Here is a 17,079-nt window from a genome sequence, read left to right as displayed (position 1 = left end):
TGGGTGATGGTAGTCTCTGGCATGGGCATATCCCTTTCTCGGTTGAGAATTGACGGCGTTCTGATCACCGCCATGATATGCCGCCCCCCCCCCGAGGCATCACCAACTTTCGCTCATTACTCATGAGCGGCATCAGCGAGTCGTTCAGGAAATGATCGACCGGCCGGCCCTGGGCATCGAGCCACCAGCCCAAAAGCTCGCCCCGCTGAAGGTCGTCCAGGTGATCCTTGACGGCCCTGATCTGCGTCAGCGTCGTCTCCTCGGCCAGTGACCCGCAGGACGTGACGCCAAGGTCGGTGCGGCCCTTCGGTGAGGCAGTAGAGCGGGGCCGTCAGATAGTGACATTCGACGCCCAGCTTCCGTGCGAAGCCCGTCACGACCTAGAGGGTGTTCGTGCCGGACGAGCGGGTGACGCCGCCGGTCAGGCCCAAGACCCTGCTGTCGGGTTGCGGCCGCTCGTGCAGGGCGCGCACCGCGAAGCTGAGCGTCCGGCCGGTGGCGGTCGCGATCCGCAGAGCGCGCCACTCGATCAGCTTGCCGATCGTCGCGCCGGCCGCCTCGCCCATCGGGCGCTTCTGCTCCAGATGGTCGGGCAGGTCGAGGACGACGGCGGCGTCGACCAGGCGGTAACGGGCTGCCAGCGCCTCGCCCAATTCGACGCAGTCGGTCAGTGGCAGCGCGACGTCGATGTGCACCGCGCCATCCTCTCGCACCTGGGCGATCAGCTTGTTGACCCGAACCCGCGTCATGCCAATCCTCGACGCGATATCATGCTGCGTCAGCCCGTCGACGAGATAGTGCCATGCCACGCGCGCGTCCGTACTCCTCGGCCAGATCGGCTGGCACCGTGACCTCTGTCGGCGCGACATCCTTGCCCATGCGCGCTTTCCTCACTGCAGAAGACCCGCCTTTCCGGAGAAGGGATCCACCTATGTTGCCGCGGTGATCGATGGCCAGGGTGGCATCGTCGTCCGGCTCTTTGCTCGGGCCAGTTCGGCAGGAACGGCCGGAACGGTCCGCCTCAGTGACGGCCAAGCATTCCTGCGACGCCGAAGGCGCAGCATCAAGTTGTGGCAGGCTCCAGCGTCGCGACCAGGGGCTTGTTGTTGCGCAGGTGGCGGGCCGACAGCTGCCGTGCCTTGCGCCCGGCGGGCACGGGGCGCGGGGTGGGCGGCGGACCCTCGGCCACCGCAGGCAGCGCGGCCCTGATCTGCTGCCGCTGACCTTCCGGATAGGCGGACAGCGCGACGGGCCCGGGGTAGAGGCTCTCGCTCCAGGCGCCTTCGGTGTCGATGAGGTCGTGATGCTCCAGCAGGACGTGCCAGTAGCGGATCGCGGTGACCGGCGCGACAAAGATCGCCGGCTGACCGACAAGGTGACGCGCCGCGACCAGCACCTCGGGGCAGCCGAACATCCGCCCCGCAATGGCCGAGCGGATCAGCAGCCGGTGCTGCGGCGATACCACCAGCCGGCGGCAGGGCTGGCCGTCGCCAAGGGCACCGGCCGCGATGCCGATCGGCCGGTCCTGCGGTCTCAGATCCAGGTGCAGGGGGTCGGCCAGCCGGCTTCCGATCCACAGGACGGGGCGCGGCCCGCGGTCCAGCGTCATGACCAGGTCGCCCACGCGCAGGTCCTCGACCGGGCAAAGGCCAATGGTGGTGCGAATCATGGTCCCGTGGCCGAAACAGGCGGCCGCATAGGAGAGCGATTCATAGCCGCTGCCGATCAGGCTGACCTTGCTGTAGCTGTAGGTCAGGCTCTGGTCGAATTCGGGGAAGATCTGGCGGCCGCCGATCTCTTGGGGCAGGGGGAAGACCAGCACCGACTGTCGGGCGCCCAGTTCCGTCCCCAGCCCGCCGGGTTCGAGCGTCCGGGGGAGCATCATCACGAACTGGTCGGCAACCTCGGCCCCGTCGGCGTCCAAGCGCACCGGGCCCGACATCACGGCCCCCAGCCAGTTCGACAGCCGGGTTCCCGCATCCACCGTCACCGCCGTATCGCCAGACCCGAAGGTGGCAGGCTCCAGCAGCCTCTGATCCGCCTCGCCAGGGAAATAGAGGCCCAAGTCGAAGAAGCCGCCATCGTCGCTCAGCGTGATCTCGGACCGAATGGCCTGCGACATGTCGACCGGCCCGCTGCCATCCGAGAAAGGCACGAACACCGCGGGCGATTCCCGCCCCGAGTCGATCGGATCGCTGAAGGTCAAAACGGTCATCCTGATCGGCATCGCGCCCTTGAAGATGATCGCTTCTGCCCTTCCCGGCAGGCCGATCAGAGGCTTAGGTCACATTCGTTAACGACAGGTTAACGCGGATCGGCGGAGGTCCCCCGCTCGCGATAGGGGGTGCTGCCGTATTGCGCGCGATAGCATTTCGAGAAATGCGAGGGGCTGGAAAAGCCCGAGGCCAGCGCGATCTCGATGATCGACAGCTCGGTCTGCATCAGCAGGTTGCGGGCGCGCGCCAGCCGCGTCTCCATGTAATAGCGCTTGGGGCTGCGGTTCAGGTATCGGCGGAACAGCCGTTCCAGCTGGCGCGTGGACATGCCGGCGTCGGCAGCCAGTTGCGCGGGGCTGATCGGCTCTTCAAGGTTGGCCTCGATCCGGGCGATCACGGCGGCCAGGCGCGGGTGGCGCACGCCGATGCGGGTCGGGATCGACAGGCGCTGGCGGTCCTGGTCGGTGCGGATCGCAGTGTGCAGCATCTGGTCGGCCACGTCGGCGGCCAGGCCGTCGCCATGCGCCTCGGCGATCAGGTGCAGCATCAGGTCGATGCTGGAGGTGCCGCCCGCCGCCGTCAGCCGGTTGCCGTCATGGACGAAGACCGACCGGAACAGGTCCACCTCGGGAAAGGCTTCGGCGAAGCCGTCGTGGTTTTCCCAGTGGATGGTGGCCTTGCGCCGGTCCAGAAGCCCCGCCTCGGCCAGGATCCAGGCGCCGGTGCAGACGGCCCCCATCGCTGCGCCGCCACGGGCCTGGCGGCGCAGCCAGGCCAGCACGGGGCGGGTCGCCGCTCGGGCGACCTCGGTGCCGCCGCAGACGATCACGGCCTCGTCCCGGCCAGGCGGGGGCGCGTCGGCATCCAGCCCCGCATCGACCATCACCCGCGTGCCGTTCGAACAGACCGCCACGTCGCCGCGCGGTCCGACCAGCCGCCATTCGAACAGCGGCTGCCCCGATGCGCGGTTCGCCAGCCGCAGCGGCTCGATCGCGGCGGTGAAGGACATCATCGTGAAGCGGTCGAGCAGCAGGAAGGTGAAGCGGCGGGGTTTGTCGGATGGCATCTGGCTATCTGGCTGTGCGGTTGCGTCCGGCACCCAAACAGGCTTTCGCCTTCCGGGCAAGCACAGGTTGCGGCAAGGCCTTTCCCTGAAGATCGTTCACGACTATATGTGCGCGACCATTTCCAAGGAGCGCAGGACATGACGCAGGAGAACCGCAAGACCGTCGCCACCCAGACCTGGGACAAGGCCGGCTGGCGCGCCTATCCCCGTGTCCAGATGCCCGACTATACCGACGCCGCCGCCCTGGAAGCGGTGGAAACGCAACTGCGCCGTCTTCCGCCCCTGGTCTTCGCCGGAGAGGCGCGCAGGCTGAAGTCGCAGCTGGCCGATGCCGCGGCGGGGCGGGGGTTCCTGCTGCAGGGCGGCGACTGCGCCGAAAGCTTCAGCGAATTCAGCGCCGACAACCTGCGCGACACGTTCAAGGTGCTGCTGCAGATGGCCGTCGTGCTGACCTGGGGCGCGCAGATGCCCGTCGTCAAGGTCGGCCGGATGGCCGGCCAGTTCGCCAAGCCCCGCAGCGCACCCACCGAAAACATCGGCGGAACCGAGCTGCCCAGCTATCGCGGCGACATCATCAACGGCTTCGACTTCACGGCCGAGTCGCGCATCCCCGACCCGCAGCGGATGCTGGCGGCCTATACCCAGGCGGCGGCGTCGCTGAACCTGCTGCGCGCCTTCTCGACCGGCGGGTTCGCCGACATGCACCGGGTGCAGAACTGGATCGCCGATTTCGTCGGCGGCCCCGAGGCGGCGAAGTATCGCGACATCGCGAACCGCATCAGCGACGCGATGGCCTTCATGCAGGCGGCGGGCGTCAATTCGGACACGGCGCACCAGCTGTCCAAGGTCGATTTCTATACCAGCCACGAGGCGCTGCTGCTGGAATACGAAGAGGCGCTGGCGCGGACCGACTCGACGACCGGGCTGCCGATCGCGGGTTCCGGCCACATGATCTGGATCGGCGATCGGACGCGTCAGCCGGACGGCGCCCATGTCGAATTCTGCCGCGGCGTGCAGAACCCGATCGGCCTGAAGTGCGGCCCGACCACGACGGCGGACAACCTCAAGGTGCTGATGGCCAAGCTGAACCCGGCGAACGAACCAGGGCGCCTGACCCTGATCGCCCGCTTCGGCGCAGGCAAGGTCGGCGAACACCTGCCGCGCCTGATCAAGGCGGTTCAGGACGAAGGCGCCAACGTGCTGTGGTCCTGCGATCCGATGCACGGCAACGTCATGAAGTCCTCGACCGGCTACAAGACGCGGGCCTTCGATTCGATCCTGCGCGAGGTGCGCGAGTTCTTCGGCGTCCACAAAGCCGAGGGCACGATCCCTGGCGGCGTGCATTTCGAGATGACCGGGCAGGACGTGACCGAGTGCACCGGCGGCGTGCGCGCCGTCACCGACGAGGACCTGTCCGACCGCTATCACACCGCCTGCGATCCGCGCCTGAACGCCAGCCAGTCGCTGGAACTGGCCTTCCTGGTCGCCGAGGAGCTGCGCGCCCGTCGCGAAGGTGCGGCACCCGAACGCGCGTCGGCCGCCGGCTGAACGTCAAGCGGCCCGGGCGGATCGTCCGGGCCGTTTCACTTCCAGCGCCGATGGATCCAGAACCACTGGTCCATGTGGCGCCTGACCAACATCTCCAGGTCGTCGTTTAGCGCCTGCATCATGGCGCGCGGCTCGTCCAAGGCGACGGGCGCGCCGACATGCACGCGAAAGCTCAGCCCGTCGGGCTGGCGGATCCCGGCGATGGGGACCAGCAGCGCGTCATAGCGGCGCGTCAGTTCTGCCGGTGTCAGAACGGTCCTGGTCGGCAGGTCGAAAAATCGCAGCTCGGCCCCGTCATGGTCGAACTGATCGAAGCCCAGGGCCAGCCAGCCGCCGCCCCGCAGGAACCGCAGCATCGCCGCCAGCCCGGCCCGTCCGCGCGGGAACAGCGGCTCGGCGATGGCCGTGATGGCCGGGACATAGTGGCGGTTGAACGCCTCGTTGTTCATCGGCCGATAGAGTGCGCCGACCGGCCAGCCCCGCGCGGCCAGCGCGGCGCGCATGGCGTCGTAGTTGCCGAAATGCGCGCAGGCCAGGATGACCGGACGGCCGCTGTGGAAGGTCTCTTCCAGCGCGGCCAGCCCCGGCCCCTCCAGCGGGTCGGAGGCGCGGATGCGCGCGGTGAAAGCCTCGCCCGAATAGATCTCGGCCAGGCTGCGGCCGGCATTGGCGGGGACCGCGCGCACCAGCGCCTCGATTTCGGGCTGCGACAGGTCTGGGCGGGCCAGCCGCAGGTTGTCGCGGATCCGCCGACGCCAGCCCGCCAGCGGCGCGACGACATGGGCGAACAGCCAGCCCATCGCGGGGATGCGGCGGTCATAGGGCAGAAGGCGCGCCACGCTCATCACGCTCAGGAAAAGGCCATTGGCAAGCCGGTCGGTCAGCGTGGGTCGGTCGTCGCGCATTGATCCCCTTGTGCCGCGCGGGCTTCGCGCGACCAGACGTAAAGGCCTGCGCCGACGATAACCGCCGCGCCGGTGATGGTCCACAGGTCGGGCAGCTGCCCAAAGAACAGCCAGCCCCAGAGGCCCGCCCAGACCAGCCCGGTATAGCCGAAGGGCGCCAGCACCCCCGCCTCGGCCGTGCTGAAGGCGCGCACCAACAGATACTGGCTGGTTGTGCCAAACAGGGCCAGCAGCGCAAAGGCCCACAGGTCCGCGCCCGCGATCGGCTGCCAGACGAAGGGCACCACAAGGGTGGTCGCAACGCTGCCCAGCACCGCCGACCACAGGACCGAGGTCGCGACCGCGTCGCCGCGCACGATCCGCGTCAGCAGCGCCCCCGCCGCGAAGGTGAAGGCGCCCGCCAGCGGCAGCAACGCCGCCGGCTGGAAGACGCCGAACCCCGGCCTGATGATCAGCATCGCCCCCAGAAGTGCCGCCGCGATGCCCGCGACGCGCCTCGGGCCAATCTTTTCATGCAGGAAGACGGCGGCGCCCAGGGTGATCAGAACCGGGTTCAGGTCCATGATCGCCGTCGCCTCGGCCAGACCGATGTATTGGAGCGATGTGAAGAACAGCCCGACCGAGCCCAGCTGCATCGCTGCCCGCGCGAACTGCGCCGCCGGTTGCCGTGTTCGCAGCAGCGGGAACATCCGGCCCCGGAAGATCAGCACGAAGATCAGCAGGTTGCCCACGAACCGCGCCCAGATCACCTGCGCCGGGTGATAGATCTGCGTCAGGTGCTTTGCCGTCGCATCCATGAGGGTGAAACCCAGGATCGCCGCCAGAAGCAGCGCGATGCCCCGCGCGTGGTCCGACCCCGGCCGCCTCAGGCCTTGGCGGCCCAGTCTCATCCGCGCAAAGCCCTGTGCAAGCGCCCGCATCAGGCGGACGCCCCGCGAAGCATGTGTTCCGTGCCCGGCCGACAGCGATGCGCGTCGAGGCGCTTTGATGAGGCACAGGGGGCCGACAGGTTGCAAGCTGCCAATGCCTTCCTTACCGGTATGCCCGCCACCGCCATCAGCATGTCACGTACCACCTCATTTCCGCATCCGTGCCGCCGACCGGCGGCAGCTTTCGCCGTGATGGCGCCTGTTGCCCGCACCGCTCCCCAGCCAGATCCGATTGACCCGGCCGTCCTTGGACGGCGCCGGCCGGTTTGCGGTGCGGCGCGATGGCGGTGCGGGCTGCAAGTTGCATGAAGGGCCTTCAGGCAGGGATGTCCCCTGCCGTGTTAGGTCCCCCCGCGCGGCGTTGCAAGCCGCGCTCAGTCCTGCGAGGGACGCACCAGGGGGCGGATGCGCAGCCGGGTGATGCGGTTTTCCCGGCGCGTCACGACCTCGAAGCGATAGCCGTGGAAGCTGAAGACCTGGCCCTGTTCCGGGATCGACTGCGCCATGTGGATCACCAGCCCCGCGACGGTGTTGGCCTCCTCGTCGGGCAGGGTCCAGTCCAGCTGGCGGTTCAGGTCGCGGATCGTCATCCCGCCCTCGACCAGATAATCGCCCTGCGCGTTCGGGCGCAGGGTCTGGTCGGCCTCGGTGTCATGTTCGTCGGCGATCTCGCCCACGATCTCCTCGATGATGTCTTCCAGAGTGATCAGGCCGCGGAGCGAGCCGTATTCGTCGACGACCAGCGCGAAATGGGTCCGGCGCTTGAGAAATTCTCGCATCTGTTCGTCCAGCGCGCTGGTTTCCGGCACGAAATAGGGGGGCATGACGACTGCCATGACGTCGAAGCGCCCGGCCGCCGTCGTGTCGCCCGCGTCGCGCACCGCCCGGTTCACGGCGCGCAGCAGGTCCTTGGCGTGGATGACGCCGACGATGTTCTCGCGCTCCTTGCGATAGACGGGCAGGCGGGTGTGCGGGCTGGCCAGCACGGTCTCCAGGATCTTTTCGGGCGGCAGCTCGGCGTCGATCATCTGGATTTCGCTGCGGTGGCGCATGATCTCCTCGACGGTGCGGTTGCCAAGGTCCAGCGCGCCCAGAAGGCGGTCGCGGTCCTCCTTGTTGACGGCGCCGGCGGCATGGCCGATCGACAGCGCGCCCTCGATCTCCTCCTCGATCGAGAACATGTGCCGGCCGGGGTCCGTTTCCAGGCCAAAGATCGACAGGATTCCGCGCACGATCAGCCGGACGACGCTGACCACCGGCGACAGGATGATGGTCAGCACCCGGATCGGCCGGGCGACGCGGCTGGCCACGTTTTCAGGCGCGGAAATGGCATAGGTCTTGGGCATCACTTCCGAGAAGATCAACACCAACACGGTCATCACCAGTGTCGCGATGGCCACGCCGCTGCCGCCGATCAGGCGCGTGAACAGCGCCGTCGCCAGGCTGGCCGACAGGATGTTCACGACGTTGTTGCCCAGAAGGATCGCCCCGATCAGCCGTTCGCTGTCCTGGGTCAGGCGCAGCGCGGTTTCGGACCCGGCGTCGCCCCTGTCGGCGCGGGACCGCAGCTTGGCCTTGCTGGAGGCGGTCAGCGCCGTCTCCGAGCCTGAAAAGAACGCCGACATCATCAGCAGGACAAGGATCGCGCCGGCTGTCAGCCACAACGCGATGTCGAAGGTACTTGAAGGGTCGTCCATGTTTCCCGGATCAGCCTTGGGGTTTGGGGGGTGGGTCCGCCGCCGGAACGCCGGCCAGCGGGTGGTGGTTCAGCACAAGATCGCGCATGCGCTGGTCGAGGACGTGCGTGTAGATCTCGGTCGTGCCCAGATCGGCATGTCCCAGAAGCATCTGGATGCTGCGCAGATCGGCGCCGCCCTCCAGCAGATGCGTCGCGAAGGCGTGGCGGATCACGTGCGGCGTCACGCGGGTCGGGTCCAGCCCCGCCGTCACCGCCATCTGCTGCAGCAGCCGCGAAAAGCTCTGCCGTGGCAGGTGACCGGCGGCGCCGGGGGCCGGGAACAGCCAGCGCCCGCCGCGTCCGGCCAGCACGCGGTGCAGGACGCTGCCCTGCGGGGCGGCGTCGCGCAGTTCCAGCCAGGTGCGCAGCGCCGTGCGCGCGGGCTGCCCCAACGGCACAAGGCGGTCCTTGCCGCCCTTGCCCCGCACCAGCAGGACAACGGGGTCGCCGCGGCAGCCCGCGACCGGAAGCGTCACCAGTTCGCTGACACGCATCCCGGTGGCATAGAGCATCTCGATCAGGCAGGTGTTGCGCGCCCGGTCCTGCGCTGTGCGTCCGATCGCCGGCGCGGCGGCCAGAAGGGCGTCGATCTCGGACCGGGTCAGCGTCTTGGGCAGGCGCTGGCTGCGGCCCGGCCCGGAGATGCGAATGGCCGGGTCGTCGTCACGCCAGCCTTCCTCCAAGGCGAAGCGGGTGAACTGGCGGATGGCCGACAGGCGCCGGGCGCGGGTCGCGCGGGACAGGCCCTGAGCGTCGCAGAAGGTCAGGTAATCCTCGACCTGGTCCCGCGTCAGTCCGGCCAACGCCAAGCCGCGGGCCGACAGCCAGTCGGACAGGTCCCGCAGGTCGCGGCCATAGGCAAGAAGCGTATTGCGTGCCGCCCCCGCCTCGGCCGCTTGCGCGTCAAGAAACGCCGAGATGGCGTGGTGGTCGCTCATGGCTGAGCCGTCATCTGCGGCAGAAGCGTGATCTGGGTCTCTGCCTTGTCGGCGTCGGCGTCGAGCCCCAGGGCGCGCAGCATCGCGATACCCCGGCCGGCGCGTGCCAGATCGCCTTCCAGCGCGGCGTCGACATCGGCCATAGCGGTCAGCAGCGCCTCTCCGCGGCGGATGTCGGGGGCGGGCTGGGGCGGCGCGGCCAGATCTGCGGCGGGCTCTGACCGGGGCGTGCCAGGCAGGCCGACCCAGGCGCGCAGCAGGGACGTGATCTCGGCCACCTGGGGGTCATCGCTGTCGGGCAGGTCGGCGGCGACCATCTCGGCCAGAAGGTCGGCCATGCCGGCCTTGCGGAACTCTTCGAAGGCGCGGGGCAGGGCCTGTTGCAGATCGCCATTGACCAGCGCCGCCTCCAGCGTGCGCATGACGCTGGCGCGTTCCCACACCCCGCCCGAGGCCGCCGGGCGTTGTTCGGCATAAATGCGGCGCAGGTCCGAGGCGGGAAGGGCGCCTGCGACCGCCAGACGCTCGGCCGCCTCGAGCCGGGCCTTGAAGCCGCCGTTCAGCCGCAGGTCGGACTGGGCGAAGGCCACGGGCAGCGGCGTGGTCGGCAGGGGCTGGCCCACGGCCTCGTGGATGCGGAACTCCAGCGGGGTCATGCGGTCGGCGGGCTCGAGGATCTGGCCGCCATCAACCAGACCGTCGTCCAGGAAATGCGTCAGCAGGATCGCGCGGCGTTCGTCGACAAGGCCAAGCGCCTCGGCCCCGTGCAGGCTGATCGCCGCGGCGGCCCAATCGCCGGACTGCGCCAGGCAGAAGATGCGGGCGGCGAAGCTGGGTGCAATGCCCGGCGTGCCGTTCATGATGGCGCAGGCGCGGCCTTCATCCCCCTCCAGCAGGGCGACGTCGAAAAGGCGGCGGAAGATTTCGGGCTCGCCCGGACCGGCGGCGCCCAGCAGCGCCTGCGCCTGATCCAGCGCGCCCATGTCCAGCAGCCGGTCGGCGCGGGCCAGGAACAGCTGGCCGCGGTTGCCGGCCTCGGTCGGCGGGGCCAGCTGGGCGGTCAGCACCCGCTTCAGCAGGTCCTGCATCGCGTCCAGCCGCGCTGGCGTGGCCAGAACCATCTGCGACAGCGTCCCGGCGTCGCTTCCCGCCCAGAGATCCGGCGGCAGTCCGGCCCGCCTGGGGCTGGTCGTCCCGGTCCGGTCGGGATCGCCGCCGTCCAGCCGCGTGACCTGCACCGGCCCGACCGCGCCGCTTTCGGCCACGGGCTGCGGCCGGGCCGGCGCATCGGGCGGCCGGTCGCCGGGCCGCCAGGCCGAGGATTCACGCGTCGGTCCCCGCACGCTGCCCGACAGCCAGTCGCTGGCCGACAGCGGCTGCTGCGCGACCGCCGACAGCGGCAGGAGGGTGGCCAGGGCCGCCGCGATGAGGCCGGGTCTATTCACCGGCGGGCCCGTCTGGCTGATCGGTCATGTCCAGGGGCGTGCGCACCTCGGACCGGGTGGGGGTCATGTCGGCGAAATAGGCATAGGCCACAAGGGCAACCAGCCCCGCCAGAATCAGGATCACCAGCAGTTTCAACATCCGCATCGCATTCGCCCTTGCTCGACCGTCTTTTCGTTGCCTTCGGCCGGTCTTATGCCGGCCCGTGCCGAATATATATGGCAATTTCCGAAAGATCACGTCATTCAGTCACGCAATTCGAAGGGGGCGCAAATGACAGGGCGGCTAACGCGCCATATCGTGCTGATCGGGATGATGGGCGCCGGCAAGACCGCCATCGGGACCGAACTGGCGCGGCGGCTGCGCGTGCCCTTCACCGATTCGGACATCGAGATCGAAGCCGCCGCGGCCATGACCATCACCGAAATCTTCGCTCGCGACGGCGAGGCGTTCTTCCGCGCCCGCGAGGCGCAGGTGCTGGCGCGGCTGCTGGCCGGGCCGGCCGGCGTCATCTCGACCGGGGGCGGGGCTTGGATGCAGCCCGGCAACCGCGACCTGATCGGCGCCAGCGGCATGTCGGTCTGGCTGAACTGCGACCCCGAACTGCTGTGGCAGCGGGTGCGCCAGCGCCAGACGCGGCCGCTGCTGCAGACCGCCGACCCCAAGGGCACGCTGCTGCGCCTGCTGGCGGAACGCAGCCCGGTCTATGCCACGGCCGAGGTCGAGTTCGTGTCGCGGGCCGGCGACAGCATCGAAAGTTCGGCCTTGCGGCTGATCGCCCAGCTGCGTGCGACCGACCCCGGCCTGATGAAGGAGGCATGATGACCGATCCTGTCACCGTTCACGTTCCACTGGGCGAGCGTGCCTATGACGTCCGCATCGGAGCGGGCCTTCTGGCCCGTGCCGGGGCGCAGATCGCGCCTCTGCTGGCGCGGCCGCGCGTGGCCGTGGTCACGGATGCCAACGTGGCGGCGCTGCATCTTCGTCCGCTTCAGGACGCCCTGCGCGCCGAGGGGATCGACAGCGAGGCGCTGGTCCTGCCGGCGGGCGAAGGCACGAAGAACTGGGATCAGCTGTCCGCCTGCGTGGAATGGCTTCTGGAGCAGCAGGTCGAGCGGCGCGACGTTGTCGTGGCGCTGGGCGGCGGCGTGATTGGCGATCTGGTGGGGTTCGCCGCGGCCATCCTGCGGCGGGGCGTACGCTTCGTGCAGGTGCCGACGACGCTTCTGGCGCAGGTCGACAGCAGCGTCGGTGGCAAGACGGGGATCAACAGCGCCAAGGGCAAGAACCTGATCGGCGCGTTCCACCAGCCGTCGCTGGTCCTTGCGGATATCAACGTGCTGGATACGCTGAGCGAGCGCGATTTCCTGGCCGGATATGGCGAAGTGGCGAAGTATGGGCTGCTGGGCGACGCCGCGTTCTTCGGCTGGCTGGAAGATAACGCGCCGCTGCTGCGCCACGATGCGGGCCTGCGGCAGCATGCGGTGGCGCATTCGGTCGCCATGAAGGCCGGCATCGTGACCCGTGACGAAACCGAGCAGGGTGAGCGTGCGCTGTTGAACCTGGGCCACACCTTTGGACATGCGCTGGAGGCGGCGACCGGCTATTCCGACCGGCTGCTGCACGGAGAGGGCGTGGCCATCGGCTGCGCGCTGGCTTTCGAGCTGTCGGCGCGCATGGGGCTGTGCCCACAAGAGGCGCCGAGCCGCGTGATGGCCCATCTGCGCCAGATGGGAATGGCCGCCCGGCTGTCCGAGATCCCTGGGGAGCTGCCCGACGACCAGGAGCTGATCCGCCTGATGGGGCAGGACAAGAAGGTGATCGACGGTCGCCTGCGCTTCGTTCTGGCGCATGACGTGGGCGACGCTTTCGTCAGCGACGCCGTCGACCGCGCGGTTCTGGCCGAGGTCCTGCGGGAAGCCCGCTGAGCCGGAACGGCGGCGAAGCGTCGGGCGGCCCCATCGAGGCGCCGCCAGACGCTGGCTGTCGCCGGCGCCTGCGCGGGCCGAGGTGCCGGCTGTCGCGGAAGGAGCCTGGCTTGCATCGGCGTTCTGGAGGCTTCGCGGCTTTGCCGCCGCGGATCGTCGGCGCGCGGGTGCCCCTAGAGGCCCGGGATGAGGCTTCTGACCCCTCGACGCAGGCTTCTCCAGCGGCTGGACGGCCGCTCGGGGTCGAGAAGCTGATTTTCCTCGAGAACCGTGGTTTCGATGCTGTTCGTCTCCGGGATCTCGAACGGGACGAGCGACCTGCCATCCGTCCGCAGCGTCTCGATCGCGGCGATGAGAGAGCCGTCGGCGTCCGCCAGAACCTGATCCAGCTTCGACTGCGCGACGCCAAGATGCTCCGAAAGCAGGTCGTTCCGCAGCTTCAGGATCTGGCGCCGCTTGTCGTCGTCGCCCGGCCCGGCCTCGATGCTGATGTCGCATTCGGTATCGAACCCCAGCGACCGGTTGTTCAGGTTGGACGAGCCGACCTTCAGCAGCCTGTCGTCGACGACCATGACCTTGGCATGGACATAGATCGGCTGACCGCCCGCCGTGACCGGCGTATAGAGCCGGAAGCGCCCGTAGCGGTCGGCCTTCCGGATCAGGTGCAGCAGCCGTGCGCGGGAGGAGCCCATGACCTCCTCCTCCAGCCAGCCTTCGGCCGAGAGTGGGTTTATGATCACGATCTCGGGACTGTCGGGCAGCTTCAGGCGTTCGGCCATCGCCTCGGCGATCCGGCGCGAGGCGAAATACTGGCTCTCGATATAGATCGTGTGGCGGGCGGCGGCGATGCCTGCAAGGTACAGGGCCTCGATCTCGTGCAAAGCCTCTCGGTCATCATACTCGGGCGCAGTCCGCGCCACGGCCACGTCGACGTCGCGGAGCAGCGGCTGCAGGCTGTCTGGCCAGAGGCTTGGCTGGGGCTTTGGCGGCTGAAGCGTTTCTCCGGTGGCTCGGCGCCACCTTTCGCGCGCAAGTTCGCCCAGGGCTTGCGCGACGTCGCCCTCAACCGCGGTCGAGACATCGTGCCACGGGCCATAGCGCCGCTTGGTGGTCGGACGGACGCGCAAGGGGTTGTCGTCAAGATGCTCTCGGGTGTCCCAACGGTCGGCGGTGATGTCGATCCCGCCGCAGAAGGCCAGCGTGTCGTCGATGACCACGATCTTCTGGTGATGGGCAGAGCCGACCGGATGGGCCCCATCCAGCTTGAAATGGATGCGGTCGTTCGTCATCCAGTCCAGGATGACCAGCGGCGTCGTTCCCCGTCCCAGGGCGTTCAACGCGCCGAGGTTCCAGCGCAGAACGTGGATCTGCACATCCTGCCGGTTTTCGGCGACCCAGCCCAGGAACTTGCCGAGCCGGTTGGGCACCTTGTCGTCCTCGTCGGGGCGGTCCAGCGGGATCCGGGTATCGAAGTCCCAGCCGATCAGCATCACACTGTGCTGAGCCTGCTGCACGGCGTCGCGGACGAGCGAGAAATATTCGGCGGCATCGATGATCACGGCCATCCGGCTGGCGCGCTTGATCTGCCAGCAGGTGTCGCCGGGGCGGAGGATCGGGGTATCCCTGTCTGTCATCCAAGCTCCTGCAGGAAGCGTTCCTTGTCAGCGGGCCGATGCGCGTCCCGGCGGCAGGTCATGGTCGGACGCCCGCGGCCGGTATGGCCGCGGGCGCGACTGCCGCAAAAGGCTGCCCAGGTGGCTTATTGCACCTCGGCCGGCTCTTCGACGATGACAGGTTCCTCGGCCACGACTCCATCGTCGGTGACGACGGCCTCGTCGGTCACGACGGCCTCGGGGGCCTCATCGGAAAACCACCCGAGGATCCAGCCCAGCAGCAGCAGCGCCAGGATCACCACGACGATGATACCGATCCACTTGCCTGCGCCCCCCTTCGAGTCAGAGGTCTTGGTCACCTTCGGGTCGCGATAGTCCGCCATGTTCGCTTCCTTTCCTTGATCTGTCGGTTCGAGGATCAGCCGTGCCGCTGGTCCAGCCGCGCGTTGCGCATATACGACCGGGTGAACGGATCGGTGTTGTCCTGGTCGCGCCGACCCATCCATTCTTCGTTGGTGCTGCGCGTTCCGGGATCGCTGTAGGGATCAAGCCCCGCGTCGCGGAACTCGTCGCTTCTCTGGTCGAGGTTGTAGGCCTCGTCCTCGGGCCGGCGCATGATCTGCTGCACCCGCGCGATCTGCGTCTCGTCCACCTCGGCCGAGACGACATAGTCCCCCCTGCGGACGCTCTGCTGATAGGTCCGGAGGTCGTCGTCGGGCAGGTGCAGGTCGTGCAGCCTGTCGGTATGCGTGCGGTCAGTCCGCATGCCGTCGGCACCGACGGGATCGTCCATGTCCGGGATGACACGGATGTCCCCGCTTGAAATTCCAAGGTCGCTCAACTCTCGCCGGACAAGGTCTGCGGTCGCGAAAGTGCGATAGATCGCAGTGACGTTCCTGTGCATCTGGCTCCTCCAAGTGCTTTCCGCATAGGAAAAGGCACAGGGCGGGGCTGTGGTTCCATCCGCCGGCGATCCAGGGCCAACGGGAACGCGTCTTTGTGTCGCGGCGAGAGGTTGGACGGGCAGGGTCCGGATGCTGCCTGTCGTCACACCCAGTCCCAGTCCGAGAACCGGCAGTCCGCACCGACGGACCCCGCAATTGTCGGACTGCGGCCCGGCTGGCCGGTCCTGACGCGCCGCAGCCCGGCACCGGCCACCCGGCGCCCGGTCGTTCAGACCGCCTGACGCCATTCGATCGCGGTGGGGCTGCTCAGGCTGAAGCGGCTGACCATGTTTCCAAGCGACTCGGCCTCGGTGTTCAACAGCGCGCTGGTGGCACTTGCCTGCTCGACCATGGCGGCGTTCTGCTGCGTCACGTCGTCGAGATAGCTGACCGCGCTGTTGATCTCGGAGATGCTCAGCGCCTGGCGCTGCGCCGTGGCCGACATCTCGGTGACGCTGGCCTCGATGTCGTTGAAGACCGAGATGATGTCGGTCAGCGCGGAATGCGTCGCGGTTACCAGCTCGGCCCCGTGCGCCGTTTGCCGGACGCTGCGGTCGATCAGTTTTTGGATCGTGCGGACCGCATCGGCGGATCGCTGCGCCAGCGCGCGGACCTCGGCCGCAACGACGGCGAAGCCGCGGCCCGCGTCGCCTGCCCGGGCGGCCTCGACGCCGGCGTTCAGTGCCAGCAGGTTGGTCTGGAAGGCGATCTCGCTGATGACGCCGATGATCTGCTCCATCTCGTTCGCGCTGGCCGAGACGTCGGCCATCGCCGTGCGGGTTTCATCCATGATGCGGCTGCCGTTCGCCGCCACCTCTCGGGCCTTGGCGGCCATCTCCTCGGCGGCGCGGCTGCGTTGCGCGGAATCCTTGACCGCGGCGGTCATCTCGTTCAGCGCGGCGGCGGTCTGCTCGAGGCTGGCGGCTTGCTGTTCGGTGCGGCGCGCCAGGTCGTCAGAGGCTGCCGCGATCTCTCGGGTGCCGGTGCCGATCTGCTCGGCCCCCTGCCGGACCGAGGACATGATCGCGGCCAGACGCTCGACCGTGTCGTTGAAGCGGGTCTTCTGCGACAGCGCCGGATCGACGCGTGCGGTCAAATCTCCGTCGGACAGCCGGCCGAGCGCGTCCGACAGCGTGTGGAAGGCCCGGTGCTGGGCTTCCTCGGCCTCTTGGCGACGCTCGTCCACCTGTTCCAGATAGGTCGAAATCGACAGGTCGATGTCCAGAAGCGCGGCCCGCATCAGCGCCGACAGGTCGTCGGCCAGCCGCGCGCGCCCGGCGGCGGTCAGCGTCCGTCGGTCGTTCACCATGTCGCTGATGATGTGGTGCAGAACCAGCCCATAGCCGCCGATATACCACCGCGGCTCAAGCCCGATGCGGGCATGAACGGCGCCGATCCGCAGGACCGACTTCGCGTAGTCGTCGCCGAAATCCGCCGACAGGATGCGCTTCCAGTGCTGCTGCTGGCTGCCCTTGGCGCGCTGGCTGTGGGCGTCGTCGGTGAAGTGGCGGCGCAGATGGGGGATCGACGCGATGCGCTGATAGAACTCGCTCAGCGCGGCTTCGACGCTGTCTTGAACGCCACCCGCCAGCGAGCGCAGCCGGTCCTGCGCATCGGCGCCCAGATCCAGGAAGTTCAGGCGCGCCTCAAGCTCGACCGACGAGGCACAGTTCTGATTGGTCACCGCAGGTTCCTTTCGCATGACAGAAGCGGACAGGTCCTGCTTAGCGCCGAATCTTTAAGGCCTGCTGAACAAGGGCGCATGATTTGCAACGTAAAAGGCCGGCCGCAGATGCCGCCGGCCCTTCAGG

The 17,079-nt window shown here is 68.4% G+C and carries 16 protein-coding genes; 3 read left to right on the top strand and 13 right to left on the bottom strand.

Annotated elements, in window-relative coordinates; translation table 11 throughout:
• Window positions 1-380 precede the first annotated feature (380 nt).
• The 3 genes from OC184_RS12025 to OC184_RS12015 form a co-directional block, all read right to left on the bottom strand.
• Entirely contained in the window at window positions 381-749 is a 369-nt protein-coding gene (locus tag OC184_RS12025; protein ID WP_265507433.1) for a sugar-binding domain-containing protein, read from the bottom strand.
• A 314-nt stretch (window positions 750-1,063) separates the two neighbouring features.
• The gene (locus OC184_RS12020; protein ID WP_265507432.1) at window positions 1,064-2,215 is read right to left on the bottom strand and encodes a Hint domain-containing protein; all 1,152 of its coding nucleotides are present in this window, start codon (window positions 2,213-2,215) and stop codon (window positions 1,064-1,066) included.
• Between the two features lie 89 nt (window positions 2,216-2,304).
• Window positions 2,305-3,282 carry a GlxA family transcriptional regulator gene (locus OC184_RS12015; RefSeq protein ID WP_265507431.1) on the bottom strand — a complete coding sequence of 326 codons (978 nt, stop codon included), beginning with the start codon at window positions 3,280-3,282 and terminating at the stop codon, window positions 2,305-2,307.
• 138 nt (window positions 3,283-3,420) lie between these two features.
• Here OC184_RS12015 and OC184_RS12010 point away from each other — a divergent pair, with 138 nt between their 5' ends.
• Window positions 3,421-4,830, top strand: coding sequence for a class II 3-deoxy-7-phosphoheptulonate synthase (locus OC184_RS12010; protein ID WP_265507430.1), 1,410 nt, complete (start codon window positions 3,421-3,423; stop codon window positions 4,828-4,830).
• A gap of 35 nt (window positions 4,831-4,865) precedes the next feature.
• Here OC184_RS12010 and OC184_RS12005 read toward each other — a convergent pair whose 3' ends face one another.
• From OC184_RS12005 to OC184_RS11980, 6 genes are all read right to left on the bottom strand, one after another.
• Window positions 4,866-5,735 (bottom strand): lysophospholipid acyltransferase family protein, encoded by an 870-nt coding sequence (locus OC184_RS12005; RefSeq protein WP_265507429.1) that lies wholly within the window; start codon window positions 5,733-5,735, stop codon window positions 4,866-4,868.
• Window positions 5,711-6,655 (bottom strand): DMT family transporter, encoded by a 945-nt coding sequence (locus OC184_RS12000; RefSeq protein WP_265507428.1) that lies wholly within the window; start codon window positions 6,653-6,655, stop codon window positions 5,711-5,713. Before OC184_RS12000 ends, OC184_RS12005 begins: the two co-directional genes overlap by 25 nt.
• Before the next feature lie 383 nt (window positions 6,656-7,038).
• Entirely contained in the window at window positions 7,039-8,361 is a 1,323-nt protein-coding gene (locus tag OC184_RS11995; protein ID WP_265507427.1) for an HlyC/CorC family transporter, read from the bottom strand.
• A gap of 10 nt (window positions 8,362-8,371) precedes the next feature.
• Window positions 8,372-9,340 (bottom strand): site-specific tyrosine recombinase XerD, encoded by a 969-nt coding sequence (locus tag OC184_RS11990; protein WP_265507426.1) that lies wholly within the window; start codon window positions 9,338-9,340, stop codon window positions 8,372-8,374.
• A complete protein-coding gene (locus OC184_RS11985; RefSeq protein ID WP_265507425.1) occupies window positions 9,337-10,785 on the bottom strand; it encodes a hypothetical protein in 1,449 nt (482 codons plus the stop codon). The genes OC184_RS11990 and OC184_RS11985 overlap by 4 nt, the downstream gene beginning before the upstream one ends.
• Window positions 10,778-10,930: a hypothetical protein gene (locus tag OC184_RS11980; RefSeq protein WP_265507424.1), complete on the bottom strand. Its 153-nt coding sequence runs from the start codon at window positions 10,928-10,930 to the stop codon at window positions 10,778-10,780. Before OC184_RS11980 ends, OC184_RS11985 begins: the two co-directional genes overlap by 8 nt.
• A gap of 48 nt (window positions 10,931-10,978) precedes the next feature.
• Between OC184_RS11980 and OC184_RS11975 the strand changes: the two genes are divergently transcribed.
• Both OC184_RS11975 and aroB read left to right on the top strand, forming a co-directional pair.
• Entirely contained in the window at window positions 10,979-11,605 is a 627-nt protein-coding gene (locus OC184_RS11975; RefSeq protein WP_265507423.1) for a shikimate kinase, read from the top strand.
• Window positions 11,605-12,711 carry a 3-dehydroquinate synthase gene (gene aroB, locus OC184_RS11970; protein WP_265507422.1) on the top strand — a complete coding sequence of 369 codons (1,107 nt, stop codon included), beginning with the start codon at window positions 11,605-11,607 and terminating at the stop codon, window positions 12,709-12,711. Before OC184_RS11975 ends, aroB begins: the two co-directional genes overlap by 1 nt.
• Before the next feature lie 173 nt (window positions 12,712-12,884).
• On the opposite strand, the gene OC184_RS11965 is transcribed toward aroB, so the two are convergent.
• The 4 genes from OC184_RS11965 to OC184_RS11950 all read right to left on the bottom strand — a co-directional run bounded on the left by OC184_RS11965 (window position 12,885) and on the right by OC184_RS11950 (window position 16,952).
• A complete protein-coding gene (locus OC184_RS11965; protein ID WP_265507421.1) occupies window positions 12,885-14,345 on the bottom strand; it encodes a phospholipase D-like domain-containing protein in 1,461 nt (486 codons plus the stop codon).
• Between the two features lie 125 nt (window positions 14,346-14,470).
• Complete coding sequence (locus tag OC184_RS11960; RefSeq protein WP_265507420.1) at window positions 14,471-14,707, bottom strand: hypothetical protein; 237 nt, start codon at window positions 14,705-14,707, stop codon at window positions 14,471-14,473.
• A 35-nt stretch (window positions 14,708-14,742) separates the two neighbouring features.
• Entirely contained in the window at window positions 14,743-15,228 is a 486-nt protein-coding gene (locus OC184_RS11955; RefSeq protein WP_265507419.1) for a hypothetical protein, read from the bottom strand.
• 269 nt (window positions 15,229-15,497) lie between these two features.
• Window positions 15,498-16,952 carry a globin-coupled sensor protein gene (locus tag OC184_RS11950; protein ID WP_265507418.1) on the bottom strand — a complete coding sequence of 485 codons (1,455 nt, stop codon included), beginning with the start codon at window positions 16,950-16,952 and terminating at the stop codon, window positions 15,498-15,500.
• Between the last annotated feature and the right edge of the window lie 127 nt (window positions 16,953-17,079).

The sequence above is a fragment of the Paracoccus rhizosphaerae genome (genome assembly GCF_026162645.1).
GTDB lineage: Bacteria > Pseudomonadota > Alphaproteobacteria > Rhodobacterales > Rhodobacteraceae > Paracoccus > Paracoccus rhizosphaerae.
Note: the sequence above shows the minus strand (reverse complement) of the source record. Positions and strands in the feature narration are given on the sequence as shown.

What these genes read in the sequence shown, in the direction of transcription:
- OC184_RS12025 (WP_265507433.1), bottom strand. Translation starts at nt 749, where the DNA reads ATGACGCGGGTTCGGGTCAACAAGCTGATCGCCCAGGTGCGAGAGGAT.
- OC184_RS12020 (WP_265507432.1), bottom strand. Translation starts at nt 2,215, where the DNA reads ATGACCGTTTTGACCTTCAGCGATCCGATCGACTCGGGGCGGGAATCG.
- OC184_RS12015 (WP_265507431.1), bottom strand. Translation starts at nt 3,282, where the DNA reads ATGCCATCCGACAAACCCCGCCGCTTCACCTTCCTGCTGCTCGACCGC.
- OC184_RS12010 (WP_265507430.1), top strand. Translation starts at nt 3,421, where the DNA reads ATGACGCAGGAGAACCGCAAGACCGTCGCCACCCAGACCTGGGACAAG.
- OC184_RS12005 (WP_265507429.1), bottom strand. Translation starts at nt 5,735, where the DNA reads ATGCGCGACGACCGACCCACGCTGACCGACCGGCTTGCCAATGGCCTT.
- OC184_RS12000 (WP_265507428.1), bottom strand. Translation starts at nt 6,655, where the DNA reads ATGCGGGCGCTTGCACAGGGCTTTGCGCGGATGAGACTGGGCCGCCAA.
- OC184_RS11995 (WP_265507427.1), bottom strand. Translation starts at nt 8,361, where the DNA reads ATGGACGACCCTTCAAGTACCTTCGACATCGCGTTGTGGCTGACAGCC.
- OC184_RS11990 (WP_265507426.1), bottom strand. Translation starts at nt 9,340, where the DNA reads ATGAGCGACCACCACGCCATCTCGGCGTTTCTTGACGCGCAAGCGGCC.
- OC184_RS11980 (WP_265507424.1), bottom strand. Translation starts at nt 10,930, where the DNA reads ATGCGGATGTTGAAACTGCTGGTGATCCTGATTCTGGCGGGGCTGGTT.
- OC184_RS11975 (WP_265507423.1), top strand. Translation starts at nt 10,979, where the DNA reads ATGCCGGCCCGTGCCGAATATATATGGCAATTTCCGAAAGATCACGTC.
- aroB (WP_265507422.1), top strand. Translation starts at nt 11,605, where the DNA reads ATGACCGATCCTGTCACCGTTCACGTTCCACTGGGCGAGCGTGCCTAT.
- OC184_RS11965 (WP_265507421.1), bottom strand. Translation starts at nt 14,345, where the DNA reads ATGACAGACAGGGATACCCCGATCCTCCGCCCCGGCGACACCTGCTGG.
- OC184_RS11960 (WP_265507420.1), bottom strand. Translation starts at nt 14,707, where the DNA reads ATGGCGGACTATCGCGACCCGAAGGTGACCAAGACCTCTGACTCGAAG.
- OC184_RS11955 (WP_265507419.1), bottom strand. Translation starts at nt 15,228, where the DNA reads ATGCACAGGAACGTCACTGCGATCTATCGCACTTTCGCGACCGCAGAC.